Here is a 25,541-nt window from a genome sequence, read left to right as displayed (position 1 = left end):
AGACGACGACCCGACGCCTGCCAACTCATGCGGAGCGCTTGCGCACTCCCTGTTCTAGCGCCCCTCGGCGAGGCGCGAGGCTCAGCTACCGATTTCGTGATCGGCGAGCTGCTCGAGGGCGCGCAGAATACCGGCATGATCCCAGTCGTCACCGCCGTGGGCGGCACAGGCCTGGAACAGCTGCTGGGCGTTGGCGGTCCCCGGTAGCGACAGCTTGAGACTGCGCGCGCCCTCCAGCGCCAGGTTAAGATCCTTCTGGTGCAGCTTGATCTTGAAGCCGGGGTCGAAGGTGCGCTTGATCATGCGCTCGCCGTGCACGTCGAGGATCTTCGACTGGGCCAGGCCACCGAGCAGCGACTCGCGCACCTTGGCCACGTCGGCACCGGCCTTGGAGGCGAACAGCAAGCCCTCGGCCACCGCCTCGATGGTCAGCGCGACGACGATCTGGTTGGCGACCTTGCAGGTCTGGCCGGCGCCGTGGTCGCCGATATGGGTAATGGTCTTGCCCATCACCTCGAGGATGGGCAGAGCGCGCTCGAAGCCTTCCGCCGTGGCCCCCACCATGATGGTCAAGGCAGCGTTGATGGCGCCGCCCTCGCCGCCGGAAACCGGGGCATCGACGTATTCGCCGCCGGCGTCATGGATGCGTTTGGCGAAGTCCTGGGTGGCGATCGGTGCAATCGAGCTCATGTCGATCACCAGGGTGCCGGGCTTGAGGCCTTCGATCACGCCGCCCTCGCCGAACAGCACCAGCTCGACGTCCGGGGTGTCCGGCACCATGGTGATGATCACCTCGGCCTGCTCGGCGACCGCCTTGGGGTTGGCAGCGACCGTCGCCCCCTTGTCGGCCAGCTCCTGGGGAATCGGCTTGCCGTGTTCGACGCTGACGATCTGGTGGCCGGCATCCAGCAGGTGGCCGGCCATGGGGCGGCCCATGATACCCAGGCCAATAAATCCGATCTTGCTCATACTATGTCTCCATCTGAACTGTCGTTGTCATCTCGGGCAGAAGACTTTGGCAGATAACGTCACCGCACGGGGCTGATCCGGCAGCAAGGCCTTCGAGGAGGCGCTGTAAACCCCTCCCTGGGCGCTACCGACGCCATCCATGGCGTCGAACCTCCTCTTCGGCCTTGCTCCCGGCGCCCCTCGCTTCGCGCGGCGTCTTCAGCCGCGCACGCTATCCAGCCAGCCCAGGCCCTCACGGGTGGTGGTGGCCGGCTTGTACTCGCAGCCGATCCAGCCGTCGTAGCCGAGCCGGTCGAGATGTGCGAACAGAAACGGGTAGTTGATTTCGCCCGTTCCCGGCTCATGGCGCCCGGGGTTGTCGGCCAGTTGCACGTGAGCGATCTGCGCCAGATGAGCCTCGATGGTCGGGGCCAGATCGCCCTCCATGATCTGCATGTGGTAGATATCGTACTGCAGCTTGAGATTAGCGCTTCCTACCGATTCGAACAGCGCCAATGCCTGCTCGGTGCGGTTGAGGAAGAAGCCCGGGATGTCGCGGGTGTTGATTGGCTCGGCGAGTAGCAGGATGCCTGCCGCCTCGAGCTTGTCGGCGGCATAGCGCAGGTTGTCGATCAGCGTCTGGCGCGCCTGCTCCTGGCTGACGCCCTGGGGCTGAATACCGGCCAGACAGTTGACCTGCTTGCAGCCCAGCGTCGTGGCGTAGTCGATGGCCTGCTCGACCCCGGCGCGAAACTCCTCGACGCGATCCGGATGGCAGGCGATGCCGCGCTCGCCGGCGGCCCAGTCGCCGGCCGGCAGGTTGTGCAGCACCTGGGTCAGGCCATTGGCATCGAGTTTGGCCTTGATCTCGCTGGCCGGGTAGTCGTAGGGAAACAGGTACTCGACGCCCTTGAAGCCGGCCTGGGCGGCGGCCTCGAAGCGGTCGAGGAACTCCTCCTCGGTAAATAGCATGCTGAGGTTGGCGGCAAACTTGGGCATATCGAATCTCCGTTGGGTCGTACGTCATTGCTCGGGGCTTGTCTTGTGACAGGCCTGCGAGGAGGCGCTGTGAATACATCCCTGTACGCTACCGATTCCCTGCGGCGCTCTCGCATCCTGCTCCGCTTGCAGGGCCGGTGCTGGCCATCCATGGCCAGCCCGTTCGGAGCAGTGCTCCTCACCCCTGGAATCGGACCTCCTCTGCGGCCTGTCCCAAGCGCCCCTTGGTCAGTGTGCAGGTTTCATGTCAGGGCGCTGATCGAGGTCGGCGCATCCGTCTGGTTCTCGGCCAGGTCTTCGAACTCGTTGACGCCATCCAGATCGGTGCCCATGGCGATGTTGGTGACCCGCTCGAGGATCACCTCGACCACCACCGGCACACGGTGCTCGCGCATCAGTTTACGGGCCTGCTCCAGCGCCGGGGCGATCTGCTCGGGCTCGGTCACACGCAGCGCCTTGCAGCCCAGGCCCTCCACTACCGAGACGTGATCGACACCGTAGTCGTTGATCTCCGGGCAGTTGATGTTCTCGAACGACAGCTGCACGCAGTAATCCATATCGAAGCCACGCTGGGCCTGGCGAATCAGCCCCAGGTAGGAGTTGTTCACCAGCACGTGGATGTAGGGCAGCTTGAACTGGGCCCCAGCGGCGAGCTCCTCGACCATGAACTGGAAATCGTAGTCGCCGGAGAGCGCCACCACTTCGGCGCTCGGATCGGCGCGGCACACCCCCAGCGCGGCGGGAATCGTCCAGCCCAGCGACCCGGCCTGGCCACAGTTGATCCAGTGGCGCGGCTTGTAGACGTGCAGGAACTGCGCGCCGGCGATCTGCGACAGACCGATGGTGCTGACATAGCGGGTATCACGGCCGAAGACCTTGTTCATCTCCTCGTAGACCCGCTGCGGCTTGACCGGCACGTTGTCGAAGTGTGTCTTGCGCAGCAGGCTGCGCTTGCGCGCCTGGCACGCCTCGGCCCAGGCGCTGCGGTCCTTGAGCGTGCCCGCCGCCTGCCACTCCTTGGCGATCTCGACGAACAGCTCGAGCGCCGCCTTGGCGTCGGAAACGATGCCGTAGTCGGGGCCGAAGATGCGTCCGATCTGGGTCGGTTCGATATCTACGTGAACGAAGGTGCGCCCCTTGGTGTAGGTCTCGAGGCTACCGGTGTGGCGATTGGCCCAGCGGTTGCCGATGCCCATCACGAAGTCGGACTCAAGCAGGGTGGCGTTGCCGTAACGGTGCGAAGTCTGCAGCCCCACCATGCCAGCCATCAGCGGATGGTCGTCGGGGATGGTGCCCCAACCCATCAGGGTCGGGATCACCGGCACCCCGGTGATCTCGGCCAGCTCGGTCAGCAGCTCGCTGGCATCGGCGTTGACGATGCCCCCCCCGGCCACCAGCAGCGGCCGCTCGGCGGCATTGAGCATCGCCATGGCCTTCTCGGCCTGGGCCCGCGAGGCGCTGGGCTTATAGGCCGGCAGCGGCTCGTAGGTGTCCGGATCAAACTCGATCTCGCTCATCTGCACATCGATCGGCAGATCGATCAGCACCGGGCCGGGGCGCGAGCTGCGCATCAGCTGGAAGGCCTGCTGGAAAGCCCGCGGCACCTGGGCCGGCTCGAGCACGGTAACCGCCCACTTGGTCACCGGTCCGGCAATGGCCTGGATATCCACCGCCTGGAAGTCCTCCTTGTGCAGCTTGGCACGCGGCGCCTGGCCGGTGATGCACAGGATCGGGATCGAGTCGGCGCTGGCCGAGTAGAGCCCGGTGATCATGTCGGTGCCGGCGGGGCCGGAGGTGCCGATGCACACGCCGATATTGCCGGCCTGGGTGCGCGTATAGCCCTCGGCCATGTGCGAGGCACCCTCGACGTGGCGCGCCAGCACGTGATCGACGCCACCGACCTTGCGCATGGCGGCGTAGAACGGATTGATGGCGGCGCCGGGCACGCCGAATGCCATCTCGATGCCTTCCTTCTTCAACACGTGGATAGCGGCTTCTGCTGCGGTCATCTTGGCCACGACGATTCTCCTCAGTGACGTGAGCAACGGTTGTTGCATACCAAGCTAGACCGCCGCCGAACGGGCGTCAATATTTTATGGAAAATATTTCCACTAAAACTCTTATAGCGGTTATTTGGCTTTTTTATTCAAGCATATCGCCATGAAACAACAGGCAAAAACGCTTCATGGCCGCCCCTCAGACGGGCACGCCAAAGGGGTGGGAGGCAAGCCCCCCACCCGCTAGAGCAGTTGCTGATCGACACCGCCATGCTCGGCGGCGACCTGATGCGTCAGTCGAGGCTGACGCGCAGCGCCAGCGGATACTCGTCGCAGTTATTGCCGGCGCCGCCGCGATCGACGACCAGGAACTCGCCCTCGCGCTCGAGCACCGACTGGATGGCGTGCCAGGTGCCGGCACGGTAATTGACGCCCTGGCGACCGTCGGTGACGAAGGCGCGCACGTCGCCAGGGTCAATGCTATCCCCCGGCGGAGCGACCACGATGATAAAGCGCTCCTGGTGCAGCGGCATAAAGGCCTGGCTGCCCTGGGGGTGGCGCTCGAGGAAGTCGAGCTCGAGCGGCACGTCCACCGGCTGGCTGACGAAGATGCTGATCAGCGCATGCGCCTGCTCACCCAGGGTCTCGACCTTGGCCAGGTCGTGATAGCGGCGGGTGCGCCCGGCGTTGATATGGAAGTAGTCCGCGGTGCGCGTATCGATGACATCACCGTAAGGCGCAAAGGCCTCCGGCGTCAGCGGTGCGGCGTTGAGTTCCAGCATGTAGACTCCATTTCCCAGGCCTTTAATGTGCATGGCAACGCAATGGCGAGTATCGCCACTCGAGGCTGATCCGGCGACAGGCCTACGAGGGGGCGCTATAAACCCGTCCTTGGGCGCTACCTTGCGCCATCCATGGCGCAAACCCCCTCTACGACCTGTCCCCGGCGCCTCTCGCTATCCAAAGCGCTCTGCTCGGTCTCAGCGACTACCCAGTCGCAGCGCCGGATGGCGGTTGACGTCCTTGTAGAGCAAATAGCGGAACGGCCCCGGCCCGCCGGCATAGCAGGCCTGCGGGCAGAAGGCGCGCAGCCACATGAAGTCGCCGGCCTCGACCTCCACCCAGTCCTGATTGAGGTGATAGACCGCCTTGCCCTCAAGCACGTAGAGGCCGTGCTCCATCACATGGGTCTCATCGAAAGGGATCACGCCACCCGGCTGGAAGGTGACGATATTGACGTGCATGTCATGGCGCACGTCCGCAGGGTCGACGAAACGCGTGGTAGCCCAGCGCCCCTCGGTATCCGGCATCTCGACCGGCGCGATATCGTTCTCGTTGGTGACGAAGGCCTTCGGCACCTCGAGGCCGTCGACGAACTCGAACGCCTTGCGCACCCAGTGGAAGCGCACCGGCGCCGCGGACTCGTTGCGCAGTTGCCAGTCGCTGCCGGGTGGGATAAAGGCATAGCCGCCCGGCATCATGTGGTGACGCTCGCCCGCCAGGGTCAGGGTCATCTCGCCCTCGACCACGAACAGCACGCCCTCGGCGGCCGGGTCCAGCTCGGGCCGCTCGCTGCCGCCGCCCGGGGCCACCTCCATGATGTACTGCGAGAAGGTCTCGGCAAAGCCGGACAGCGGCCGTGCCAGCACCCACAGCCGAGTGTCATGCCAGAACGGCAGGTTGCTGGTGACGATATCGCCGAACACGCCCTTGGGGATCACCGCATAGGCCTCGGTGAATACCGCGCGGTCGCTGAGCAGTTGGGTCTGGGGCGGGTGTCCGCCGTGGGGCGCGTAGTAGGAACGGTGCTTCACAAGCAGTCTCCTAGAAAATATTGGAAATAATTTCCATAATAGTCTTCACTCAAGCATGCAACAAGTGAGACGCGTCATCGTATACAGGCGCCAGCTCATCCAGAGTAACAATGCCGGCATCAGATCGGCACGCAACCTGCATCAGCAACGGCACCACTCTCAACACGTCGAGGTACCCATGCCTTCACACTCAAACAGCAACAGCAGCAACCCACACGCGGGATCCTTCAGAATCCCTCACATCTACGTGATCCTGTTCGTCTTCATCGCCATCGCCGCGGTGGCGACCCACTTCGTTCCGGCCGGTGAATTCGAACGTATCCCCGGCCCGGAGGGACGCATCACTATCGACCCAGCGTCGTTCCAGCACGTCGAGCCTTCGCCGGTGGGGGTGGTCGACTTCATGCTGGCCATCCCCAATGGCCTGATGAGCGCCGGTGAGGTGGTGTTCTTTACCTTCATGATCGGCGGCATGTTCATGGTTCTGCGGCGCACCGGTATCATCGAGATTGGCGTCGACAAGCTGACCCGGCGTTTCGCCAACCAGAGCCTGCTGATGATACCGGTGCTGATGACGGTATTCGCACTGGTCGCCACCGTCATCGGCACCCAGGAGTTGGCGCTGGTCTATGTCCCGGTCATCCTGCCACTGATGATCGCGCTGCGCTTCGACTCGGTGACCGCCGCGGCCGTCGCGCTGTGTGCCACCACCGCCGGCTTTGCCACCGGCGTGCTCAACCCGATCAATACCGGGCTCGGCCAGCAGCTCTCGGACCTGCCGCTCTATTCCGGCTTCGGCCTGCGCGCCGTTGCCTTCGCCATCGTGCTCGGCGCGGGCATCTATTTTGTGATGCGCTATGCGCGCAAGGTCCGCGACAATCCGGAACTGAGCTTGATGGCCGGTGACGCCGTCGAGGCGGAAAAGCGTGCCACCTACCAGCATGCCGGCGACGAAGGCGCACTGGTCGCTAATACACGCCAGAAACTGGCGGCCCTGGCCACGTTCGCCTTCTTCGGCATTCTGGTCTACGGCGTACTGCAGCAAGGCTGGTTCATGATGGAGATGGCCGGCCTGTTCATCCTCATGGGCATCGTCGTCGGGCTGATCGCCGGCCTGACTACCGAGAGTATCTGCGAGGCCTTCAACAAGGGCTTTCGCGACGTGCTGGTCGGCGCCATGATTGCCGGTGTCGCCCGCGGCGTGGCCGTGGTCCTCGAGGACGGCCAGATCATGGACACCATGGTCATGGGGCTGGGTAACCTGGTAGGTGAACTGCCGACCCTGCTCTCGGCAATCGGCATGTACTTCGCCCAGTTGGCCTTCAACTTCGTGGTGCCCTCCGGCAGCGGCCAGGCGCTGGTGACCATGCCGATCATGGCGCCGCTCTCCGACCTCATCGGGGTCACTCGCCAGACCGCCGTGCTTGCCTTCCAGCTCGGCGACGGCATGGGCAACATCCTCTACCCGACCTCCGGCTACTTCATGGCCACCCTGGCCATTGCCGGCGTACCCTGGCAAAAGTGGGTCAAGTTCTTCTTCCCACTGTTCTGCGTCTGGGTACTGATCGCTCTGGCCCTTCTGGCCTTCGCCCAAGCAACCCAATGGGTAGGCTGAGCGGCTAGCCGTCGCCCCTAGGCGATTGCCCCCCAGCCACATCAGGCGGGGGGCAAGCCTGGGCGATGCGATCATCGTCCCCGGCATGCCCGCTCAGCGTGCCGGTGCCGGATGCTGCTCGGCCCAGTGGCGAGCGATGTCCACCCGCCGCGTCACCCAGACCCGATCATGCGACTCGATATGGTCGAGGAATCGCTGCAGGGCGCGGAAGCGTCCAGGGCGGCCGATCAAGCGACAGTGCAGGCCGATCGACATCATCTTCGGCGCGTCCTCACCCTCGGCGTAGAGCACATCGAAGGCGTCACGCAGGTACGCGAAGAAGTGATCACCGGTGTTGAAGCCCTGGGGCGTGGCGAAGCGCATATCATTGGTATCCAGGGTGTAGGGCACCACCAAGTGGTCATGGGTCTCGCCCTGGCTGTCCTGCTCGCGGGTCCAGAACGGCAGGTCGTCGCCGTAGTAGTCGCTGTCGTAAAGAAAGGAGCCCTCGTCGATCACCAGCCGCCGGGTATTGACGCTGTCGCGGCCGGTGTACCAGCCCAGCGGTTTCTCGCCATAGAGGGTCTGGAAGATCTCGATGGCACGCTGCATGTGCTCGCGCTCGAGACTCTCGGGCATGCCCTGGTAGTGCAGCCAGCGGTAGCCGTGGCAGGCGATCTCGTGGCCCAGCTCCTGGAAGGCATGGGCCACCTCGGGGTGACGCTCCAGCGCCATGGCCACACCGAACACGGTCAGCGGCAGGCCACGCTTGTCGAATTCGTTGAGCACCCGCCAAACCCCGACTCGAGAGCCGTATTCGTAGATCGACTCCATGCTCAGGTGACGCTCAGGATAGGCCTCGGCGCCGACAATCTCGGAGAGGAACTTCTCGGAGTGACTGTCGCCATGTAGCACACAGCTCTCGCCCCCCTCTTCGTAGTTGAGCACGAACTGCACCGCAATTTTGGCCTTGCCCGGCCAGTTGGCCTGGGGCGGGGTACGGCTATAGCCGATCAGGTCACGTGGGTAGTCCTGGGGCATGGTCGAGCCTCTCTTTGTCTATTCTGGGCGCTATGCTGGCAACACTTTATGTATACAATACAAAGATAGAGTGTACTCACCAGCCTTGCAAGCCTCTAGCCCTTACCGTGCGCAGTGGCAAGTAGCATCATGGCTTGCACTTGAACCAGCGCAGCATCCAGGCAGTCGATCACCCGACACCCTTGCGCCTGGGTCAGCTGCGCGGCCAGGCCTGCAAACGCCGCGCCCCCGACGATGACCACGTCCGGCGCCAGGCGTGAGCGCTGCGCCTCAAGGGTCGCCGCCAGCCGTTGCCTGGCCAGATCGCGCTGGGCCGGCAGGTCCAGGTCGTCGATGGCGATGGCGTCGATCCCCAGGCAGTGTCGCGCCACACCGAGATCGTTGAGCTGGTCCTCGATCATCCGCGGCCAGCGCTGCCCCGGGGTAATCACCGAGAAGCGCCCGCCCAGCTGCAGCGCGCTCAGCACCGACGCCTCGAGCATTCCCACCACCGGTACCGAACTGATCTCACGCACCGCACTGATGCCCGGCTCACCGAAGCAGGCCAGCAGAATGGCATCGAACCCCTCGGCATCGTTGCCCAGATGATCCTCGGCCAAGCCCACCACCGCAGCCGCAGACAGCGCACAGTCACGCCGCGATGCAATGTAAGCAACGCTATCGACGGCGGTCTCTGCGACCACATCGACGTCTGCCCCAAGCAACCCACGGGCCTTGGCAGCCATTTGCTCGGTCATGGCGAGATTGGCATTGCCATTAAGTAGCAGTAAACGCATGAGCGCCTCCTCAAGCACGTCGCCGAGCGGGTTGCCCGGCCAGATCAATTGTATACATTCATCAAATAAAAATGGCGACACCACTGCCGCTCAAGTCGCTAAACGCATTGCCATCACTCTCTTCCACTATGAAAACTCTCCAGGCGATAGGTGTAACTAACTGTTTTATATTAGATATAAATTTTCACCTGGGCAGCATTCAGCACTTGCAATTCAGCATAGCCTTGCCTATTTTTGTATACAAATAAAAATTATATTGTCCACGAAGCACGTAGCGCAGGTCGAAGCACAACAACCCTACCCTTGCGAGGACCGCGATATGACCAACAGCGATCAATCAGCGGCACAGGCCCCGCCCAGCGGCCCCACCACCGGTTCCCCCACCAAGGCACCGGGACAGGAAAGCCTGGCCCCCCAGCAGACCCGCATCATGGGTCGCCCATCCTATTTCCTGGCCTGGTTCGGCGGCTGCGTGTCGATCGGCACCTTCGCCATGGGCTCCAGCGTGGTCGGCACGCTCAACCTGATCCAGGCGACCCTGGCCATCGCCATCGGCTGCTTCGTGATCGGCATCGCCCTGGCCATCAATGGCGCTCCCGGCTATAAGTACGGCATTCCCTTCATGGTCCAGGCACGCAGCGCCTTCGGCTTTGCCGGCACGCGCATCCCGGGCCTCGTGCGCGCCGTGCCTGCCATTGTCTGGTACGGCTTCCAGAGCTGGATCGGCGCCGGTGCGCTGAACATGGTCTCGGCGACCCTGTTCGGCTTCGATAACCTGATCTTCTACTTCATCACCTTCCAGTTCCTGCAGATCGGACTTTCGGTGATGGGCTTCCAGGGCATCAAGTGGCTGGAGAACATTGGCAGCGCCTTCATACTCGCCTCCCTGACCTATATGTTCTATGCCACGGTGCAGCGCTACGGCGATGTGCTCTCGGCCAACCTGCTGACCATGGAAGGCTCCTGGGGCATGCCTTTCTGGGGCGCCACCATGCTGTTCCTGGGCATCTACAGCACCATGATGCTCAACGTCAGCGATTACTCCCGCGAGCACAAGAAAGGCACCGGGCCGGGCCTGCTGACCACCATCTATGCCATGTCGATCCTGCCCTGCACGATGTTCATGGGCCTGATCGGCTATATGGTCTCCGAGGCCACCGGCACCGCCGACCCCATCCAGGTGTTCGCCAACGCCGTGGACAACACCCCGCTGCTGATGACCACCCTGCTCTTTATCGCCTTTGCCCAGGTCACCACCAACGTGCTCAACAACGTGGTGCCGCCGACCTATGTGCTGATGGACGTATTCAAGCTTAAATTCCCGGTCGCCACGGTGATCGTCGGCCTGCTGGCCTTCGCCACCTTCCCCTGGAAGCTGGTCCAGCCCGAATCCGCCGCCGGCCTGCAGCTGTTCGTGCAGACCTACTCGGCATTCCTCGGCCCGATCTTCGCCATCCTGGTGGTCGACTACTACGTGATCCGTCGCCGCACGCTGGATATTGCCAAGCTGTATGACGAGGCAGGCCCCTACCGAGGCGTCAACGTCGCCGCGCTGATCGCCACCGCGGTGGGCATCGCCGCCGCACTGACGTTCTCGGCGGTCTCCTGGTACGCCAGCCTGATACCCGCCGGTATCACCTACTACCTGCTGATGCAGCACTGGGCGCCCTGCCAGCGCTTCCGCCAATAACCCGACAACCCTCAACCAAACGCCAGCGTCCTGGACTCAGGCCCGAGGCGCTGGCGTTTTTGGTGATCGGCCAAAGGACAGCCGCAAGGCGTCTTCAGGCACCGAAAATAGTGTGCAGGTCCGGTGCGTCCTCCAGCTCCTCGACCACCGACAGCGAGGCCTCGATGGCCTTGAGGTGGCGGCGCATGAAAATCGCGGCGCGCTCGCCGTTGCCTGCTTCGAGCAGCCGAAGCAGCTCGCTGTGGTCATGGGATTCGCAGCCCAGGTGCCCGGGGTGGCCGTAGACGGCGAGGATCAGCGACGAGCGCGAGCACAGCCCGGCCACGAATTCGGCCAGGGTGGCATTGCCGGCAAGCTGGGCCAGCCGCTCGTGGAACATCGCCGAGAGCTTGATCGCGGTACTCTGCTTACCGGACCGCAGCGCTTCATGCTCGCGGCGGGCCAGGTCGCGCAGGGCGCCGGCTTCGGCAGGACTGATATTGGCAGCGGCACATGGCATCAAGCCGCACTCGACCAGCCGACGCGCCGCGAAGACCTCTCTGGCTTCCTCCACGGTAGGCCGGGTCACGCTGGCCCCGCGGCGCGGTGTTAGCGTGACCATGCGCTCCAGCGCCAGACGCTGCAGGATCTTGCGGATCCCGGTACGGCTGACGCCGAACACTTCGGCCAGGGCGTCCTCGCGCAGCCGTGCACCGGGCTTGAGGCGCTGCTCGATGATCGCCTCGCTGATCGCTCGATGTATCGCCTCGTGGCGCGCGGCACCGTCACCATCCTTGCCGCGCCCCCCGGCGGATGCCCCTCGACGCGATTCGTCCATCAGGCGCCCAGCCGGCAGCAGGCCGCCCAGTGGGTGTCACTCAACCCTCGTGAGGCAGGCACCGCCGCCAGGCACTCGTCGCCGGCCTTTGGGCAGCGCGGTGCGAAGGCGCAGCCTCGCGGCAGTTCAGCGAGATCGGGCGGCGCCCCGGGAATCGCCTGCAGCCGTTGACCACGCTGCGCTCCCGAGGCGCGCGATGCCATCAGGCCCTGGGTATAGGGGTGCTGCGGATCGCCAATCAGCTCCTCGACCCGGCCCGACTCGACGATGCGTCCGGCATACATCACCGCGATGCGATCGGAGATCTCATTGGCGACCCCCATGTCGTGGGTGACGAAGATCACCGACATCCCCAGCTCGCGCTGCAGGTCGCGCAGCAGCAGCAGAATCTGGATCTGCACCGTGGCGTCCAGCGCCGTGGTCGGCTCGTCGGCGAGCAGCAGCTTGGGCCGGCAGGAGAGCGCCAGCGCGATCATCGCCCGCTGACTCATGCCCCCGGAAAGTTCATGGGGGTAGTTGGCCAGGCGGCGCTGAGGCGAGGGGATACGTACCAGCTCGAACAGCTCCAGTGCCCGCGCCATGCCCTCGCGGTGGCTGACTCCCTCATGGCGGCACACCGTCTCGGCGATCTGCTCGCCGATGCGGTAGACCGGGTCGAAGGCCAGCATCGGCTCCTGGAAGATCATCGACGCCGTGCGCCCGCGAAAGCGGGTCAGCTGGCGCTGCGACATGGCCAGCACGTCCTGGCCGTCGACGCTGACACGCCCCGAGAGCTGGGTGCGACGCTCCGGCAGCAGGCGCATCAGGGTGCGCAGGGTGACGCTCTTGCCGGAGCCACTCTCGCCGAGGATGGTCAGCACCTCGCCGCGCTCGAGGGTCAGGTCGACGCCGTTGACGGCGTGTACCTGGCGGGTCGGGGTGCGAAAGCGCACCGTCAGGTCGCTGATCTCGACCAGCGGGGCCGGGTTGGTGTCCGTAGCGGCGGACTTCGCAGCAGCTAGGGTCATGTCGGGCTCTCCTCTGACAGGCGCTTGACGGGCACCGCGCCGGCCATCACCTCATCGGCGCGCCGGCAGGCGACCTGGTGCGCGGTACCGCAGTCTTCGAGCGCCGGCTCTGCGGCGCGGCAGGCATCCTCGACCATCGGGCAGCGTGGGCAGAAGCGACAGCCCGGCGGCAGGTCGATGGGGTTGGGCGGGTCGCCGGCGAGCGGCGCCTGCTGGGTGCGCTGGTCGGGATTCATCGACGGCATCGCCGTCAGCAGCGCCCGGGTATAGGGGTGCGCCGGGGCGCGGTAGAGCGTCTCCACCTCACCCATCTCGGCGACCTTGCCGAGATACATCACCATTACCCGGTCGCTGATATAGCGCACCACGTTGAGATCGTGGGAGATGAACAGGTAGGTCAGGCCATACTCCTGCTTGAGATCCATCAGCAGGTTGAGCACCTGGGCCTCCACCGACTTGTCGAGCGCCGAGACCGCTTCGTCGAGGATCAGCAGCCGCGGCTCCAGCGCCAGTGCGCGGGCGATATTGACCCGCTGGCGCTGGCCGCCGGACAGCTCGTGGGGGTAGCGGTGAGCGAACAGGTTGGGCGACAACCCCACCTGATCGAGCAGGCGGCGGGCCCGCTGGCGCGATTCGCGGCGACTCACGCCGTGTACCTGGGGGCCGAAGGCGATCGAATCCTCGACGCTCATGCGTGGATTGAGCGAGGCGTAGGAGTTCTGGAACACCATCTGCACCTGACGGCGCATCTCACGTACCGAGATGCCGCCGCGCTGGCCGATGGCGTCGCCGTCGAAGACCATCTCGCCGTGATCCGCGGCCAGCAGCTGCATGAGCAGCCGCGCGGTGGTCGACTTGCCGCAGCCGGACTCGCCGACGATGCCGAGTGTCTCGCCCTTGTAGACCTCGAAGTCGACGCCGTCCACGGCGTGCACCCGTTTCGCCTGGCGGCCCATCCCGCCGCGGGAGATGGTGAAGTGTTTCTGGAGGCCGCGCACCCGCAGCAGCGGCTGCGCCTTGCCGCCGCGGTCGAGTGCATCGTGCCGGGAAAGCGGTAGCGAGTTGGTCATAGCTTGACGTCCATGGCCGAGCGCAGCCCGTCGCTGAGCATGTTGAAGCAGATCGACACCGTGAAGATCATCATTCCCGGCAGCACCGCTACCCAGGGATTGACGTAGATGGCGTCGCGCATGGTGTTGAGCATCAGCCCCCACTCGGGCATCGGCGGCCTGGCGCCCAGCCCCAGGAAGGAGAGCCCCGAGGCGAGGATCATGCTGACGCTGATCAACGAGGTGGCGTAGACGAAGATCAGCCCCAGCACATTGCCCAGCACATGGCGGCGGATGATGGTCAGGCTGCGCGCGCCGCTGGCGCGGGCCGCCTCGATGTAGTCGACGCTGCGCACCTGGGTGGTGACGCTCTCCGCGACCCGGGCAATCGGCGGGATAAAGACGATGGTCAGCGACAGCAGCGAGTTGACCAGCCCGGCCCCCAGCGCCCCGGCCAGCGCCACCGCTAGCAGCACCGCGGGAAAGGCGTAGAAGACGTCGATCACGCGCATGATCACGCTGTTGGTCTTGCCGCCGACGAAGCCGGCGACGATGCCGATGGCGCTGCCAATCACGAAGGCGTTGATCACCGGCATCACGCCGATCAGCAGCGATAGCCGGGCACCGTGTATCAGCCGCGACAGCACGTCGCGCCCCAGCTCGTCGCTGCCCAGCGGATAGCCCGGCGAACCGATCGGCTGCAGGCGATTGAGCATGCTGGTCTGGAACGGATTGGCCGGGGCCAGCCACGGCGCAAACAGCGCCGCCAGCACGATCAGTAGCAGTACGATGCCGGAGACCAGTGCGACCGGGTCGCGGCGCAGGCGGCCGAACACCGCCCCCCAGTAGCCCTGTACCGCGGCGGGCACTGGCGCGACCGTCTGGCCGCCATCGAGCGTCAGTGACATAGCGTACTCCTCGGCCGGTCAGCCGCGCTGGATCCGGGGATCCAGGCGCGCCTGGGCCAGATCGACAATAAGGTTGAGCATCACGAAAAACAGCGCCAGCACCAGGATGGTGCCCTGCAGAATCGGCAGGTCGCGCTGGAAGATGGCGTTGTTGAGCAGCAGCCCGGTGCCCGGCCACGAGAACACCGTCTCGACCAGGATCGACCCGCCGAGCAGGTAGCCCAGCTGCAGGCCCATCACCGCCAGTGCGGTGGGCGCCACGTTCTTGACCACATGGCGAAACACCTGGCGCTCCGCCATGCCCTTGGCGCGCAGCGCCTCGACGAACTCGTGGGCCAGGATATCGGCGACCATGGCGCGTACGGTGCGCGTGACCACGCCCATGGGAATCACCGACAGGGTCACCGCGGGCAGGATCAGGTGGCGCAGATAGGCCCACTCGAAGGCCCAGTCGCTGGAGCTGCCGGGCCCGGCCCCGGAGGAGGGCAGCCAGTTGAGCTCCACCGAGAAGATGATCACCAGCAGCATACCCAGCCAGTAGTGCGGCACGCTGACGCCGCCCACCGCTAGACCAGTGACCAGCCTATCCAGCAGCGAACCCTGGAAGTAGCCGGCCAGGGTGCCGAACACACAGCCCAGGGTGAAACCGATCAGCGAGGCGGCAAAGGCCAGCAACAGGGTGTTCTTCAGGGCACTGAAGACCTCGGCGGTGACCGCGCGGCCGTTGGCCGCCGACAGCCCCAGGTCGCCCTGCACCGCGCGCAGCACCCAGCGACCGTACTGTTCGGGTAGCGGACGGTCGAAGCCGTAGGCGCGCTGCACCATCGCCACCACCTCCGACGGGGCGTCGGGGGAGACCACCGCGTCCATCGGGTCGCCCGGGGAGAGGTGGACCAGCGAGAAGCAGAAGAAACTCACCGCCAAGGTAATCGGGATGACGTAGAGCACGCGCTTGAGGAAATAGATAGGCATGCGATCTCCAGGCGGGCAGCAACACGGCGGCAGTGCTCAGCCGCCGTGGCGCTGCGCGGCTCACTCTTCGATGTAAACCGGGGTCAGGTCCTGGAACCAGTTCTGGGCCTGCACGAAGCCCTGCACGCGGGGATTCATGGCCCGCGGCCCGACGTCGTGGGCCACCCACAGCCAGGCGGCATCGTCGACCATGCGCGCATGGAACTCGGCCAGCAGCGCATCCTGGGCCTCCTGATCGAAGGTCACCTTGGCCTCGTCGAGCAGCCGGTCATACTCGGGGTCGTCCATATAGCCCCAGTTGAAGCCGTTGGGCGGCGCCATGCTGGAGTGCATGAAGCGGTAGAAGGCGGCGAAGGGGTCGAGCCAGCCGAAGGTGATGTTGGTGGCATGCGCCTCGAGGCTGGTCTCGTGATCGGCGCCGCGCCGCCAGTTGGGGAACAGCGACTCCCAGTCGAGCACTTCGAACTCCAGCTCGATGCCGACTTCGGCGAAGGTCTGCTGGATGTACTCGTTCATCGCCAGCGGCTGCATCTGGCCGGAGCCCGAGGTGGAGATCAGTACCTTGATCTCGACCGGGTTGTCCGGACCATAGCCGCTCTCCGCCAACAGGCGGCGCGCCTCGTCGGGGTCGTAGCCGATCTCGAACTCGGGCTCACCGAACCAGGGGTGATCCGGGGTCACCGTGCCTACCGCCGGCACCATCATGCCACCCAGCAGCGACTCGAGGCCTTCACGGTCCACCGCCAGGTTGGCCGCCTTGCGGACGTTGATATCGCGCCACGGGCTGCCCTCGAGCATCGAGAACTGGTAGGGCCAGGTGTGCGGATAGGGGTTGCTGGTAATGACCATGCCCTGGGACTCCATGCGCGCGATGGCGTCCGCCGCCGGCGACTCGATCCAGTCGACCTGATCGGAGAGCAGCGCCGAGGTACGGCTGCTCGACTCCGGCATCGGCAGTAGCTCGACGCGGTCGACCTGGGGTACGCGATCGGCGTCCCAGTAGTCGGCAAAGGGCTCGAGCACGGCGCGCTCGCGGGGTACCAGGCGCGTCAGCTTGAAGGGGCCGGTACCGGAGGGCTGACGAGCGAACTCATCCCAGTCGCCGTCCAGCGCTTCCCACTGCGCGGGGCTGGAGAACAGCAGGAAGGTCAGCTGATAGGGGAACCAGGCGTCCGGCTCGCTGGTGGTGAAGCTGATGGTGTAGTCGTCGACCTTCTCGTAGCCATCCATCGAAGGAATACGGCCGCGCACGTTGCCGGCCTGGCGAGCATCGAACTGCGGCGAATCCTCGTCATAGACCTTGTCGAGGTTCCAGATCGCAGCGTCGGCGTTCCAGTCGCTGCCATCATGGAAGGTAACGCCCTCGCGCAGGTGGAAGTACCACACCTGCTGGTCGTCCTCGTCGATCTCCCAGGACTCGGCCAGCCCCGGGGTCAGGCCGCTGATGTCATCGGCGGACGACATGTCCCAGTTGATCAGCGCATCGTAGATGGTGTAGCCAACGAAGCGGTAGCCTTCGAAGCCGCTATCCGGCTGGCCGGTGGTCAGCGGAATGTCCGACGCCGTCATGGCGATGCGTAGGGTCTGCTCGGCCTGGACGGTGGTCGGCGACGCCAGCACGGCGAGGCCGAGACTCAGGGCGGCGACAGGCACCACCCGGCGCCAGGTTTGCGCACTTTTTTTGTATACCATTGTTGCACTCTCCCCTCGTGGGTTTACCAGCCAGGCGACGCGGCATCGCCTGTACTGCTTGAGGGGTTAATGCAAAAGAGGGGCCAGTTTTTGCCAGACTCAGCGCTTGCATCCGGCAACATCGCATAAGTCTAAAATACAAAAAGAGCACAATCTCGTATACAACAATAGCTTGGCGGCGTCTGGTCATCCAAGCAGCGGGCTTATTCTTCGTCAATCGCGCGGTGGTAGTCGCGGCGGCAAATAGAGCGCCCACCCCTGCCAATGCACCAATATGCGGCATTTATGCCACGCCGGGCACCTTACTTGGGCACTGTAGGCTGGGCTCAACCGCCGAAGATGCGCTGCAGGTCAGGCACCTCTTCGACTTCCTCGACGATCGACAGCGAGGCCTCGATGGCCTTGAGATGGCGGCCCATAAAGGCCGCGGCGCGCTCCCCATCGCCCGCCTCGAGGAAGCGGATCAGCTCGTCGTGGTCGTGGGACTCGCAGCCCAGGTGGCCGGGGTTGCCGTAGACGGCGAGGATCAGCGACGAGCGCGAGCACAGCCTGCCCACGAACTCGGCCAGGGTGGCATTACCCGAGAGCCGGGCCAGACGCTCGTGGAAGGCCGCCGAGAGCTTGATCGCGGTGCTCTGTTGACCAGCGCGCAACGCCTCGCGCTCGCGGCGCGCCATATCGCGCAGCGCAGTAGCGTCCTCTGGGGTCATGTGCTGCGCCGTGGCCGGCATCAGGCCGCATTCGACCATCTGGCGGGCATCGAAGACGTCCTTGGCCTCCTCTGCGGTGGGCCGCGTTACGCTGGCCCCGCGGCGCGGGGTCAGGGTGACCAGTTGCTCCAGCGCCAGGCGCTGTAGAATCTTGCGGATGCCGGTACGGCTGACCCCGAACACCTCGGCAAGGGCATCCTCACGCAGCCGCGCACCGGGTTTCAGGCGATGCTCGATGATGGCATCGCTGATCGAGCGGTAGATGGCATCGTGACGCTCGGCGCCGTCGCCGTTCTTGCCCAGGCGCTTGCGTGGCTTGTCATCGCTGGGCGCCGCCGTGGAGGCAGGCTGTCGCTGGGTCATGATGGGCATCTCTCCTCGTCGTTGACGCAGGGCAGTGAATCGAAGGCCGCTGCATGTGTCATGCGTTCATTGTATACACATCGCGACAGCCGATACGACTGCGGCCCGCCGAGGTGGCGGGCCGCAGGCCTGAGGGACGGAGCTTGGCCGATCATTCGCGCCAGGCGGCGATCGCCTCACGCTCCTCGTCGGTCATATTGGTCATGTTGCCGAGCGGCATGTAGCCGCTCTCGACCACCTGCTGGATCTGACTCTTCTGGCGACGAATCTCATCCTCGGAGTCGTAGGTGACACCAGCCGGCGCCGAGGAGAAGCTGGCGTGGCTGGGGCTCCGCGCATGGCACTGCACGCAGTGCTGCTCGATGATGGTGGTGACCTCCTCCATCGAAGTGCCCTCGTCATCGTCGGCGGCCGGCGCGCAGGGGCCGGCCGGCATGGCCACCCACATCGCCAAGGCGATCAGCGCGGTACCCACCGCCGGATAGGCCGGCTGGATCTTGCCCGAGTGCATCAGCACGAAGAACTGACGGATCAGCGCCCCGGCGAAGATGAACAGCGACATGATCACCCAGGCGTGGTCATGGTTATAGGCGAACGAGTAGTGGTTGCTGATCATCAGCAGCACCACCGGCAGGGTGAAGTAGGTGTTGTGCACCGAGCGCTGCTTGCCGCGCTTGCCGTCCAGCGGGTTGGGGGTCTCGCCGGCCTTCATCGCCGCGACCATGCGCCGCTGGCCGGGGATGATCCAGAAGAACACGTTGGCCGACATCGCCGTGGCCATCACCGCGCCGGTGAGCAGGAAGGCGGCGCGGCCGGAGAACATCTGCGTGCTGAGGTAGGCCACCGCCACCATCAGCACCGCCACGGCCAGGCTCAGCAGGCCATCGCGCTCCATGTTGGGGCTGATGCGCTTGCACATCTCGTTGTAGACCACCCAGCCGCCGAGCAGGAAGGCCAGCGCCAGGATATTGGCTTGCGTACCGCTTAGGTTGGCGGCCCACTCCCAACTGCTGCCGGGATTGACCAGATAGAAACTGGGGTTGGCCATGTATAGCAGCACGAACAGCGCAAAACCCGACAGCCAGGTGGTATAGGACTTCCAGAACGACCAGTGCAGGTCATCGGGCAGTTTGGCCGGTGCCGTGGCGTACTTCTGGTTGTGATAGAAACCGCCGCCGTGGACCGCCCACATCTCGCCGAACACACCCTTGTCGCGGTCCTCGGCGGCCTTGGGCTTCTTCAGGCCGTTGTCCAGCATCACGAAGTAGATCGATTCGCCGATCCAGGCAATCGCGGCGATGACGTGCAGCCATCGCAGCAGCAAGTTGGCGAATTCCAGGAGAAAGGATTGCATACGCTAGCTCTCGCTGTGGTTGTTGTGTCGTCTCTCGGTCAGGGTATCGCCGCTCAGCTGCCGCGATAGGTCGAGTAGCTATAAGGCGACAGCAGCAGCGGCACATGATAGTGCTCGCTGGCATCGGCGACGCCGAAGCGCAGCGGGATGCGATCGAGGAACCGCGGTTCGCGGCCGGCTACGCCCTGACGTGCCAGGTACTCGCCAGCGTGGAACAGCAGTTCATATTCGCCCACGCTGAAGGCGTCGCCTTCGAGGATCGGCGCATCGCAACGGCCGTCGTCGTTGGTCACCACCTCGCCGAGGCGAGTGCGCTGCTCGCCCTCGAGGCGAAACACCTCGATGCGAATGCCGTGCCCAGGGCGACCCAGAGAGGTGTCCAATACATGCGTCGTCAAGCGTCCCATGGGGATCTCCTGTTGTTGGTGAGGTAGCTAGACCCTATCCTATGAAGACAGTTTTAGCTGTTAATAGAGTACATTTCAAAGTTTTTTTGTATACAGTAAGTGTATTGCATTATCCCTGACCCCGACGAGCATGCCCAAGGAGGCCGCCATCATGAGCATTACCCTGCTGACCCCTCGCCCCAGTCAACTCGACCGCGATGCCTTCGTGGCCAGCTTCGGTGACATCTACGAGCACTCGCCGTGGGTCGCCGAGCTGGCTTGGGAGGCCGGTCTCAGCGACGCCCAGGACAGCCCCGCCGGCCTCGCCGCGGCAATGGGCGAGGTACTGCGCAGCGCCAGCGCCGAGCGTCAACTCGAGGTGATTCGCGCTCACCCCGACCTGGCCGGCAAGGCGGCGCTAGCCGGCCAACTGACCGACGACTCGACCCGCGAGCAGGCCGGCGCCGGGCTCGACCAGTGCAGCCCGGAGGAACTGGCACGCTTCGAGCGTCTCAACGCCGCCTACAAGGACAAGTTCGGCTTCCCCTTCGTGATGGCGGTCAAGGGCAACGACCGCCACGCTATCCTGGCCGCCTTCGAGACCCGTCTCGACAACGACCCCGCCGAGGAGCGCCGTACCGCCGTCGAACAGATCAATCGCATTGCCCTGCTGAGACTCGAGAGCCGCGTCGCCTAGTCGCCGAGGCGGAATGGAATCGATTTCCGCCAGCACGACAGTCCAACGACGAGCGTGTATCCTATGCGCAGCGATCACTGATGCACGGGGATGGAGAGCGAGGCGTGAGCGAGACCAAACGCAAGGCGGTAGGCCGGCCGGCCGGGTCGGGCAAGAGCAGCGGCGGGCACAGTCAGTCGCTGGTGCGCGGGCTGAACATCCTCGAGGGGCTGGCCGCGGCGCCGGTGGGGTTGGCGTTGTCCGATATCGCCCAGATCGTTGGCCTGGCGCCCTCCACCACGCACCGCCTGCTGCAGGCGCTGCACAAGCAGGGCTTCATCACCCAGGACGCCGAGCTAGGGCTGTGGAAGATCGGCGTCAAGACCTTTCAGATCGGCAACACCTTCCTCGAGTCCCGCGACTTCGTCGCCACCGCCCGCCCCTACCTGCGTCGGCTCACCGACGAGAGCGGCGAGTCGGCCAACCTCGGCATTCGCGACGACGGCATGGCGGTATTCCTGGCCCAGAGCGAATCGCCGCAGATGATGCGCATGATCACGCGCCTCGGTTCGCGAGCGCCGCTGCACGCCTCGGGCGTCGGCAAGGCGCTGCTGGCCTGGCTGCCAGAGAAGGAGGTCGAGCGCATTCTGCAGGCCCGCGGCTTGCCCAAGGTCACCGATAACACCATCGACACTCCCGCGCGGCTGCGCCAGGGCATGGCCGAGATTCGCCGCCAGGGCTACGCCTGCGACCGCGAGGAGCACGCCGTCGGCCTGCACTGCGTGGCCGCCTCGATCCACGACGAGCAGGGCAATCCGCTGGGCGCCATTTCGGTCTCCGGACCGGTGGCGCGGATTCCCGAATCGCGGCTTGCCGAGCTCGGCGGCCTGGTCAGCCGTGCCGCCCGTGAGATCACCACCCAACTCGGTGGCAGACTACCCAGCGCCGAGGAGTATTGATCACCGCGGGCCCGTGCCGTACCGCGCGTTCGCGGGTACACTGAGCGCCAGTTTTCCGCCGCACTGCGAGGCCCGCGATGAGTCCCCACCTGCTGTCCGTCGATTCCCTCTCCCGTGACCGCGTCGATCACCTGCTGCGCGTCGCCGCACGCATGGAACCCATTGCCCAGCGCCGCCAGGTCACCCGGGTGCTGGAGGGCGCTGTGCTCGGCAACCTGTTCTTCGAGGCCAGCACCCGCACCCGGGTCAGCTTCCACGCCGCCTTTTGCCGCCTCGGCGGCAGCGTCTGCGACACCACCGGCTTCACCTTCTCGTCGATGGCCAAGGGCGAGTCGCTCTACGACACCAGCCGGGTAATGAGCGGCTACTGCGACGCCATCGTCATGCGCCACCCCGACCAGGGCTCGGTGGCCGAGTTCGCCGCCGCCACCCATGTGCCGGTGATCAACGGCGGCGACGGCCCCGGCGAGCACCCCAGCCAGGCGCTGCTCGACTTCTATACCATCGACAAGGAGTTCACCCGCCTGGGCAAGCCACTGGCCGGCGCCCATGTGCTGCTGACCGGCGACCTCAAGTACGGCCGCACCGTGCACTCGCTGATCAAGCTGCTGTCGCTCTACGATCCCATGCACATCACCCTGGTGGCGCCGCCGGGGCTGGAGATGCCGAGCCATTTGATCGACCTGGTCGCGTCCCGTGGGCATCGGGTCGAGCAGCGCGAGAGCCTGGCCGACGACTACGCCGACGTGGACGTGGTCTACACCACGCGCATCCAGAAGGAGCGCTTCACCGCCGAGATGAGCGAGGGCTTCAGCCTGTCGCGGGACTTCAGCGTCGACCGCGCCTTCATGGACAAGCGCTGCGGCCGCGACACCATCGTCATGCATCCCCTGCCCCGCGACAGCCGTGCCGAGGCCAACGACCTCGACGTCGATCTCAACGGCGACCCACGGCTGGCGATCTTCCGCCAGACCGACAACGGCATTCCGGTGCGCATGGCAATCTTCGCCACCCTGCTGCAGGTCGAGGATCTGATCGAGAAAGACCTGCGCCCGGTGCGCTGGTTCGTGCCCGAGCGGGTGGGGGTAGACGACGCCGTATCCTAGCCGATGGGATAGGCTGCCGAACGTCGTGGAATGTGCGAGACTGCGAATATCGGCCTGGCATCGTCCACCAACAACAATCATGCGTACTGTCAAGGAGTCATATCGCCAATGAACATGCACACCGCCTACCTCTCGCTGGGAGCCTTCTATAGCCTGCTGATCGCCATCGGCGCCTTGGCGCTGCTGATGGGCGGCGGCTCGGCCGTGTCGATCGTACAGCTTGGCATTGGCGCACTGGCCGTGGTCGGCCTGTGGGGCTATACCCTAGGACGCGGCTTCATGAACCCGCGGATCTGGCGGCCGCTGGCGGCTATCCTGGCGGTTGCCGTGGTGCTGCAGGTGGTCATGGTACTGACGGCGGGCCTGTCGAAGACCGATATCACCTGGATGCTGATCAGCGCGGTGTTCTCGGCGCTGCTGGTGGTGATCCTGTTCCACTACGGCAACCGGGACCAGGCGCTGTGGGCCTCCGAGGAGGACGTCGAGGGCGGCAAGACGCTCGAGGCGCTACTCAAGCGCCAGTCACCGCTGAGCGCCGAAAACGTCAACGACAAACGCAAGGCCAGCGTTACCGTGGGCCGTGAGGGCAACCACTACAGCGTGCGAGTGCGCCGCGAGCATGGCGGCGAGATCGAGCAGTTCGAGGAGCGCTTCAGCCATCCGGCGACCCTGGCGTTCTTCATCGAGAAGTACACCTGCATCACTGCCGACGATATCGCCAAGCAGAACACCGCCGTCGGCGGCGACTAGCCGAGCAATCCTTCCTGGCGGGCGAACCAGCCCTCCAGGATCAGCACCGCGGCAATCCCGTCGACGCTGTCGTCACGATAGTTGCCGCGGTGCCCTGCCTCACGGGCAATGGCCTTGGCCTCACGGGTCGAGCCGCGCTCGTCGACCATCTCACAGGGAACCCCGTAGCGACCAAACAGGCGCTTGCCGAACTTGCGCGCCCGCACGCTCATCTCCTGCTCCTCGCCGTCACGGGTCAGCGGCAGGCCGACCACGAACAGGTCAGGCCGCCACTCGTCGACCAGCCGGGTGATCACCGACCAGTCGGGAATGCCGTCGCGGGCACTCAGCGGCTCGAGCTGGCGCGCACTGGCCAGCAGCTCGTTACCCACCGCCACGCCGATCCGCCGAGTGCCGAAGTCGAAGGCCAGGATCAAGCGTTCGCCGGCCCTACCCATCAGCCGCGCTCCTGCCTCATGAGTGGCCCGCCTCGCGGCTCATCAGGTTGAGATCCACGCCGAGGCTACCGGCGGCGGCCTGCAGGCGCTGCTCGGGCGGGGTGTCGAAGAGAATCTGGGCGCTGCCCTCCACGGTCAGCCAGGCGTTCTCCATGAGTTCTCCCTCGAGCTGGCCCGCCTCCCAGCCGGCGCACCCCAGGCAAACCAGGAACTGCTCGGGGCCGCGGCCGTCGGCCAGCGCCTGGAGCATGTCCATGGAGGTAGTCAGGGCGATATCCTCGGCGACCTGAATGCTGGAGTCCCAGGCGCTGGCAGTGCCGCGATGCAGGATGAAGCCGCGATCCTTGTGCACCGGGCCGCCATAGTAGACCGGGGCATCGCAGTGTGGGCTATCATCGCCGCCCAGGTCGAGCTGCTCGAACAGCGCGTCGAGGGTCAGGTCGAGGGGGCGATTGACGATCACCCCCATGGTGCCGTTGTCGTCGTGATCGCACAGGTAACTCAGGCTACCGGCGAAGTTGGCGTCCTCGAGATGAGGCATCGCCAGCAAAAAATGGTGTTTCAAGCTTTGCATGGGCCTCCCGGGCGCGGGGCGGTCCTGCCCTTATTGCACGCCGATATGATTGCCTTTCCCGAAGCGCCAGACGCGAGTGATCGACAGGCTATCGAGCTCCCCCAGCGCCTCGTCGAAGGGCGGGTAGGGGGCCGCACCGTACACGGTGGCCAGCGCCACCCGGTCGAGTTCGGGATGTGACGATGATTGTACCACCTCTGCCTGGCGGAGCTGACCGTCGCGGCCGATCACCACGCGGATGCGCAGCTCACCGTCGAGGTGCGGCGGGGCCGGATAGTCACGGTTGCCGTAGGTCTCGATACGCCGCGTCCAGGCCTCGATATAGCGCGCCTCGGCGGCCGCGCGGGCAGCCTGGCGTGCCTCTCCGGGCTGCTCGCCGGCCAGCGTGGCGGCCTCGCCCTGCTGACGCAGGCTCAGCGCCGACTGGCCGAGCGGGTCGCGGCTGTCGCGCGCGCCGGCTTGCGCCGCAGGGCGCGGATCGGCCAGGGCCGGTACTTGCGCCAGCGCCGGATCGATGCGAGTCGGGCTCGGCTCGCCCTGGTTGGCACTGACCACCGCCGCCAACGGCGCCGTCGGCGCGGCAGACAGGTCGGGAGTCAGCTCGCCGGCCTCGGCGGCGGGGGCGGTCAGCGCCTGGTCGGCGGCAGACAGGCGGGCCGCGGCAGCATTGGCCTCGCTATCGCCACGCGCCTGCTGGTCGGCCTCGGCGATGCTGTCGCTGTCCACCGCCTGCTGCGCAGGCTGGCTGACCAGCACCACGTCGATGCTTGTACGTTCCGCCACCTCGGGGCTCAACGTCCAGCTCGCCACCACCCCCAGGATCGCCAGGTGCAGCACGATCGCCAGCGCCCAGGCCAGCCAACGCCGATAGGCGCGGGTGACCGGGGCATAGTCGATGGCATCGCCGACGCTGGCCACGAGG

The 25,541-nt window shown here is 65.4% G+C and carries 25 protein-coding genes; 6 read left to right on the top strand and 19 right to left on the bottom strand.

The window, feature by feature from the left end:
* Nucleotides 1-81: 81 nt before the first annotated feature.
* From CK498_RS09390 to CK498_RS09370, 5 genes are all read right to left on the bottom strand, one after another.
* Nucleotides 82-969 carry a 2-hydroxy-3-oxopropionate reductase gene (locus CK498_RS09390; RefSeq protein WP_095620597.1) on the bottom strand — a complete coding sequence of 296 codons (888 nt, stop codon included), beginning with the start codon at nt 967-969 and terminating at the stop codon, nt 82-84.
* Between the two features lie 198 nt (nt 970-1,167).
* Nucleotides 1,168-1,947, bottom strand: coding sequence for a hydroxypyruvate isomerase (gene hyi / locus CK498_RS09385; RefSeq protein WP_095620596.1), 780 nt, complete (start codon nt 1,945-1,947; stop codon nt 1,168-1,170).
* Between the two features lie 242 nt (nt 1,948-2,189).
* Nucleotides 2,190-3,965, bottom strand: coding sequence for a glyoxylate carboligase (gene gcl / locus CK498_RS09380; protein ID WP_095620595.1), 1,776 nt, complete (start codon nt 3,963-3,965; stop codon nt 2,190-2,192).
* A 272-nt stretch (nt 3,966-4,237) separates the two neighbouring features.
* Complete coding sequence (locus CK498_RS09375) at nt 4,238-4,726, bottom strand: ureidoglycolate lyase (protein WP_095620594.1); 489 nt, start codon at nt 4,724-4,726, stop codon at nt 4,238-4,240.
* Nucleotides 4,727-4,924: 198 nt separating this feature from the next.
* Entirely contained in the window at nt 4,925-5,758 is an 834-nt protein-coding gene (locus tag CK498_RS09370) for a bifunctional allantoicase/(S)-ureidoglycine aminohydrolase (protein WP_095620593.1), read from the bottom strand.
* A gap of 178 nt (nt 5,759-5,936) precedes the next feature.
* Here CK498_RS09370 and CK498_RS09365 point away from each other — a divergent pair, with 178 nt between their 5' ends.
* The gene (locus CK498_RS09365) at nt 5,937-7,373 is read left to right on the top strand and encodes a YfcC family protein (RefSeq protein ID WP_095620592.1); all 1,437 of its coding nucleotides are present in this window, start codon (nt 5,937-5,939) and stop codon (nt 7,371-7,373) included.
* A 93-nt stretch (nt 7,374-7,466) separates the two neighbouring features.
* On the opposite strand, the gene puuE is transcribed toward CK498_RS09365, so the two are convergent.
* Nucleotides 7,467-8,393, bottom strand: coding sequence for an allantoinase PuuE (gene puuE, locus CK498_RS09360; protein WP_095620591.1), 927 nt, complete (start codon nt 8,391-8,393; stop codon nt 7,467-7,469).
* A gap of 95 nt (nt 8,394-8,488) precedes the next feature.
* A complete protein-coding gene (locus tag CK498_RS09355) occupies nt 8,489-9,169 on the bottom strand; it encodes an aspartate/glutamate racemase family protein (RefSeq protein WP_141246932.1) in 681 nt (226 codons plus the stop codon).
* A gap of 319 nt (nt 9,170-9,488) precedes the next feature.
* On the opposite strand from CK498_RS09355, the gene CK498_RS09350 reads away from it, so the two are divergent.
* A complete protein-coding gene (locus CK498_RS09350) occupies nt 9,489-10,859 on the top strand; it encodes an NCS1 family transporter (protein WP_095620589.1) in 1,371 nt (456 codons plus the stop codon).
* 94 nt (nt 10,860-10,953) lie between these two features.
* Here the strand turns inward: CK498_RS09350 and CK498_RS09345 are convergent, their stop codons facing one another.
* The 9 genes from CK498_RS09345 to uraH all read right to left on the bottom strand — a co-directional run bounded on the left by CK498_RS09345 (nt 10,954) and on the right by uraH (nt 20,138).
* Entirely contained in the window at nt 10,954-11,676 is a 723-nt protein-coding gene (locus CK498_RS09345; RefSeq protein ID WP_095620588.1) for a GntR family transcriptional regulator, read from the bottom strand.
* A complete protein-coding gene (locus CK498_RS09340; protein ID WP_095620587.1) occupies nt 11,676-12,683 on the bottom strand; it encodes an ABC transporter ATP-binding protein in 1,008 nt (335 codons plus the stop codon). The genes CK498_RS09345 and CK498_RS09340 overlap by 1 nt, the downstream gene beginning before the upstream one ends.
* Nucleotides 12,680-13,753: an ABC transporter ATP-binding protein gene (locus CK498_RS09335; protein WP_095620586.1), complete on the bottom strand. Its 1,074-nt coding sequence runs from the start codon at nt 13,751-13,753 to the stop codon at nt 12,680-12,682. The genes CK498_RS09340 and CK498_RS09335 overlap by 4 nt, the downstream gene beginning before the upstream one ends.
* Nucleotides 13,750-14,640, bottom strand: coding sequence for an ABC transporter permease (locus CK498_RS09330; RefSeq protein WP_095620585.1), 891 nt, complete (start codon nt 14,638-14,640; stop codon nt 13,750-13,752). Before CK498_RS09330 ends, CK498_RS09335 begins: the two co-directional genes overlap by 4 nt.
* An 18-nt stretch (nt 14,641-14,658) precedes the next feature.
* A complete protein-coding gene (locus CK498_RS09325) occupies nt 14,659-15,612 on the bottom strand; it encodes an ABC transporter permease (RefSeq protein WP_095620584.1) in 954 nt (317 codons plus the stop codon).
* A gap of 60 nt (nt 15,613-15,672) precedes the next feature.
* The gene (locus CK498_RS09320; RefSeq protein WP_095620583.1) at nt 15,673-17,304 is read right to left on the bottom strand and encodes an ABC transporter substrate-binding protein; all 1,632 of its coding nucleotides are present in this window, start codon (nt 17,302-17,304) and stop codon (nt 15,673-15,675) included.
* A gap of 326 nt (nt 17,305-17,630) precedes the next feature.
* On the bottom strand, nt 17,631-18,377 hold the full coding sequence (locus CK498_RS09315) for a GntR family transcriptional regulator (protein WP_095620820.1): 747 nt from the start codon (nt 18,375-18,377) through the stop codon (nt 17,631-17,633).
* Nucleotides 18,378-18,528: 151 nt separating this feature from the next.
* Entirely contained in the window at nt 18,529-19,731 is a 1,203-nt protein-coding gene (locus CK498_RS09310; RefSeq protein WP_095620582.1) for a urate hydroxylase PuuD, read from the bottom strand.
* 53 nt (nt 19,732-19,784) lie between these two features.
* Nucleotides 19,785-20,138, bottom strand: a complete 354-nt coding sequence (uraH, locus tag CK498_RS09305) for a hydroxyisourate hydrolase (RefSeq protein WP_095620581.1) — start codon at nt 20,136-20,138, stop codon at nt 19,785-19,787.
* Between the two features lie 151 nt (nt 20,139-20,289).
* On the opposite strand from uraH, the gene uraD reads away from it, so the two are divergent.
* From uraD to CK498_RS09285, 4 genes are all read left to right on the top strand, one after another.
* A complete protein-coding gene (uraD, locus tag CK498_RS09300; protein ID WP_095620580.1) occupies nt 20,290-20,814 on the top strand; it encodes a 2-oxo-4-hydroxy-4-carboxy-5-ureidoimidazoline decarboxylase in 525 nt (174 codons plus the stop codon).
* Between the two features lie 104 nt (nt 20,815-20,918).
* Entirely contained in the window at nt 20,919-21,752 is an 834-nt protein-coding gene (locus CK498_RS09295; RefSeq protein ID WP_095620579.1) for an IclR family transcriptional regulator, read from the top strand.
* Between the two features lie 77 nt (nt 21,753-21,829).
* On the top strand, nt 21,830-22,858 hold the full coding sequence (gene pyrB, locus CK498_RS09290; protein ID WP_095620578.1) for an aspartate carbamoyltransferase: 1,029 nt from the start codon (nt 21,830-21,832) through the stop codon (nt 22,856-22,858).
* 108 nt (nt 22,859-22,966) lie between these two features.
* Nucleotides 22,967-23,608, top strand: coding sequence for a hypothetical protein (locus CK498_RS09285; RefSeq protein WP_095620577.1), 642 nt, complete (start codon nt 22,967-22,969; stop codon nt 23,606-23,608).
* Here CK498_RS09285 and ruvX read toward each other — a convergent pair.
* From ruvX to CK498_RS09270, 3 genes are read right to left on the bottom strand one after another with little or no spacing between them, the layout of a single operon-like run.
* On the bottom strand, nt 23,605-24,045 hold the full coding sequence (ruvX, locus tag CK498_RS09280; RefSeq protein ID WP_095620576.1) for a Holliday junction resolvase RuvX: 441 nt from the start codon (nt 24,043-24,045) through the stop codon (nt 23,605-23,607). The genes CK498_RS09285 and ruvX overlap by 4 nt on opposite strands.
* 16 nt (nt 24,046-24,061) lie before the next feature.
* A complete protein-coding gene (locus CK498_RS09275; RefSeq protein ID WP_095620575.1) occupies nt 24,062-24,619 on the bottom strand; it encodes a YqgE/AlgH family protein in 558 nt (185 codons plus the stop codon).
* 30 nt (nt 24,620-24,649) lie between these two features.
* On the bottom strand, nt 24,650-25,537 hold the full coding sequence (locus CK498_RS09270; RefSeq protein WP_095620574.1) for an energy transducer TonB: 888 nt from the start codon (nt 25,535-25,537) through the stop codon (nt 24,650-24,652).
* Nucleotides 25,538-25,541: the final 4 nt, after the last annotated feature.

The sequence above is a fragment of the Halomonas salipaludis genome (assembly GCF_002286975.1).
GTDB lineage: Bacteria > Pseudomonadota > Gammaproteobacteria > Pseudomonadales > Halomonadaceae > Franzmannia > Franzmannia salipaludis.
This window is presented reverse-complemented; position numbering and strand designations above follow the sequence as displayed.

What these genes read in the sequence shown, in the direction of transcription:
- CK498_RS09335 (WP_095620586.1), bottom strand. Translation starts at nt 13,753, where the DNA reads ATGACCAACTCGCTACCGCTTTCCCGGCACGATGCACTCGACCGCGGC.
- ruvX (WP_095620576.1), bottom strand. Translation starts at nt 24,045, where the DNA reads ATGGGTAGGGCCGGCGAACGCTTGATCCTGGCCTTCGACTTCGGCACT.
- CK498_RS09375 (WP_095620594.1), bottom strand. Translation starts at nt 4,726, where the DNA reads ATGCTGGAACTCAACGCCGCACCGCTGACGCCGGAGGCCTTTGCGCCT.
- CK498_RS09315 (WP_095620820.1), bottom strand. Translation starts at nt 18,377, where the DNA reads ATGACCCAGCGACAGCCTGCCTCCACGGCGGCGCCCAGCGATGACAAG.
- uraH (WP_095620581.1), bottom strand. Translation starts at nt 20,138, where the DNA reads ATGGGACGCTTGACGACGCATGTATTGGACACCTCTCTGGGTCGCCCT.
- puuE (WP_095620591.1), bottom strand. Translation starts at nt 8,393, where the DNA reads ATGCCCCAGGACTACCCACGTGACCTGATCGGCTATAGCCGTACCCCG.
- CK498_RS09390 (WP_095620597.1), bottom strand. Translation starts at nt 969, where the DNA reads ATGAGCAAGATCGGATTTATTGGCCTGGGTATCATGGGCCGCCCCATG.
- pyrB (WP_095620578.1), top strand. Translation starts at nt 21,830, where the DNA reads ATGAGTCCCCACCTGCTGTCCGTCGATTCCCTCTCCCGTGACCGCGTC.
- CK498_RS09365 (WP_095620592.1), top strand. Translation starts at nt 5,937, where the DNA reads ATGCCTTCACACTCAAACAGCAACAGCAGCAACCCACACGCGGGATCC.
- CK498_RS09285 (WP_095620577.1), top strand. Translation starts at nt 22,967, where the DNA reads ATGAACATGCACACCGCCTACCTCTCGCTGGGAGCCTTCTATAGCCTG.
- uraD (WP_095620580.1), top strand. Translation starts at nt 20,290, where the DNA reads ATGAGCATTACCCTGCTGACCCCTCGCCCCAGTCAACTCGACCGCGAT.
- CK498_RS09320 (WP_095620583.1), bottom strand. Translation starts at nt 17,304, where the DNA reads ATGGTATACAAAAAAAGTGCGCAAACCTGGCGCCGGGTGGTGCCTGTC.
- CK498_RS09330 (WP_095620585.1), bottom strand. Translation starts at nt 14,640, where the DNA reads ATGTCACTGACGCTCGATGGCGGCCAGACGGTCGCGCCAGTGCCCGCC.
- CK498_RS09350 (WP_095620589.1), top strand. Translation starts at nt 9,489, where the DNA reads ATGACCAACAGCGATCAATCAGCGGCACAGGCCCCGCCCAGCGGCCCC.
- CK498_RS09310 (WP_095620582.1), bottom strand. Translation starts at nt 19,731, where the DNA reads ATGCAATCCTTTCTCCTGGAATTCGCCAACTTGCTGCTGCGATGGCTG.
- CK498_RS09340 (WP_095620587.1), bottom strand. Translation starts at nt 12,683, where the DNA reads ATGACCCTAGCTGCTGCGAAGTCCGCCGCTACGGACACCAACCCGGCC.
- CK498_RS09325 (WP_095620584.1), bottom strand. Translation starts at nt 15,612, where the DNA reads ATGCCTATCTATTTCCTCAAGCGCGTGCTCTACGTCATCCCGATTACC.
- CK498_RS09345 (WP_095620588.1), bottom strand. Translation starts at nt 11,676, where the DNA reads ATGGACGAATCGCGTCGAGGGGCATCCGCCGGGGGGCGCGGCAAGGAT.
- hyi (WP_095620596.1), bottom strand. Translation starts at nt 1,947, where the DNA reads ATGCCCAAGTTTGCCGCCAACCTCAGCATGCTATTTACCGAGGAGGAG.
- CK498_RS09355 (WP_141246932.1), bottom strand. Translation starts at nt 9,169, where the DNA reads ATGCGTTTACTGCTACTTAATGGCAATGCCAATCTCGCCATGACCGAG.
- CK498_RS09275 (WP_095620575.1), bottom strand. Translation starts at nt 24,619, where the DNA reads ATGCAAAGCTTGAAACACCATTTTTTGCTGGCGATGCCTCATCTCGAG.